Here is a 1,985-nt window from a genome sequence, read left to right on the forward strand (position 1 = left end):
TTCAGCACCATTTCCACCAGTTGTTCTGGGGTCAGGTTTTTCAGGCTTTCCCTGTCTAGTAGCTGCTGCGGTTCTTTTTGCTTCATCCTCTCAATCTACACTTTTTTCTGTTTTTGTCAATCCCCTGACCTGAATCCTTACCAGACATTTAATTAGTAAAAATTATTAAACAAAGGACAAGAGAGCCATTTATTATCCTGATTTACGTTATTATTGGTCAAGTAAACCATCTTTAATTTCCCTTCTGATCTCATCTAAGTATTGGGAAGCTTGCTGATAATTAGTATGATTTTGATCGTTTATTTCTAACCCTTCTGCTAATTGAAAATTTGATGTAGTTTTTAAATCGATAAATTTAGGGATAGGCAGCCCGATAGGAATAGCTTTTGGATAGCTAAAATAGGTGGCAAAATCTAAGTAGCCTAGTTTTTCATCAATTACTATCCATTCTTGATCGATTAACTGCATTTTTGGTTCTTTGACACCAAAAGCATATAGAAAAGCTGCCGCATAAAAACCAGCATGGTAAAAGAAGTTATCTGTATTATGAGAACTACTGAAAGAGGTGGTCAGTGTAAAATCTCTTTGTCCAGTGCAAATACGATCAGAAAAAATGTCATCAATTGACTTTTTTAACACTTGATCAAACTGATAGGTTTCTTGCTGATTAAGTGCGGGGGGTATTTCATAGTTATAAAAACAAGTCAACCAAAATGTATTATTTTTGCCAGAAAACTCCAGTCCAGATTTTTCTAGAGTGAAAGGTATATTTTTCTCGTCTTCTAAATCTCTTCTAGAATCTGATACTTGTTGGTAAAAGCATCGATAACTAAATTCACCGTCTTTACCACGATAATTAATTTTTCGGAGACGAATAGCATTGATTAATTTAATCCAGTCAGACTTCAGCATAAACAGCAATCGCATTGATCAAATAATTAACTATTATTATAGCAGTTATCTTAAGGGTGAGATAGGAAGTTTTGGTTTTGGGGAGCCGGTCGTCGGTCGTCAATACCAAATTAGGTTATACTTCATCTTGATAAGAAACGCTGTCCTATACCCAACCCCCTAGACAAAATTGTTATTGTTCCTCAGATTGACAATAGTTCTAATTGTCTCCCCTGTAGGTCTTTAAGGCTGATATTTTCTTGAGAATCTCTGGATAAATCTAAAGCTTTAATCACCTCTTTTGCCACTGCTTTTACCACGGGAATAGCCACAGAATTGCCGAACTGTTTATAAGCTTGGACATCGCTAACAACAATCCGAAAACTATCGGGAAATCCCTGTAATCTTGCCCATTCTCTGGGGGTCATTCTGCGGACGAATAATTTATTTACCTCTCCCTTAATGCGAGTAACCGGAGTAAAATTATTCAGTCTTTGATCGATAACTAAATTTCTTTCTTTTCCCATACCTCCCACTACAATAGCATTAGCGATACCATCGGGAGAAATAATCTCATAACCGAACCCATTACCTTTATTTTCGTGTCTGGCCCTGTGTTTAAACAAAGTTTCTAAATACTGATTAGAGAGATAATATTTAACGCTGACTTCCTTTTCTTCTAGGATATCTTTGAGACAAGTTTCTTGATGGGTTGGTTGGGGATAGGAAAAATGGTAAATATTTAAATCTTCTCGAAAACCGACGATAAAAATTCGGGGACGGTTTTGAGGAACCCCAAAATATCTGGCATTTAAAATCTGGGGACTAGGGACAAAATAATGGAAATCCTTTTCTAGTATATCTAAAATAGTTTTTAAAGTTTTACCTCGATCATGATGGACTAAACCCTGGACATTTTCTAAGATAAAAGCTTTCGGTTTCTTTTCGTGTAGGATCCGGGCAACTTCAAAAAATAAGGTTCCGCGTGCATCTTCAAAACCGTGTTTTCTGCCGGCGATACTAAAGGCTTGACAGGGAAACCCGCCGCATAGTATATCATGATCGGGGACAGTTTTTACCTCTAATTTTCTGAT

At 36.6% G+C, this 1,985-nt stretch carries 2 protein-coding genes; both read right to left on the reverse strand.

Annotated features, from left to right (window positions below; genetic code table 11):
* Positions 1-210 precede the first annotated feature (210 nt).
* Positions 211-912 carry a hypothetical protein gene (locus O9334_RS20885; protein ID WP_288002274.1) on the reverse strand — a complete coding sequence of 234 codons (702 nt, stop codon included), beginning with the start codon at positions 910-912 and terminating at the stop codon, positions 211-213.
* A 182-nt stretch (positions 913-1,094) separates the two neighbouring features.
* The coding region (locus O9334_RS20890) for a DNA cytosine methyltransferase (protein ID WP_288002276.1) at positions 1,095-1,985 on the reverse strand (891 nt) is incomplete at its 5' end.

It is taken from the genome of Microcystis sp. LE19-8.1F, from assembly GCF_027531715.1.
GTDB lineage: Bacteria > Cyanobacteriota > Cyanobacteriia > Cyanobacteriales > Microcystaceae > Microcystis > Microcystis wesenbergii_A.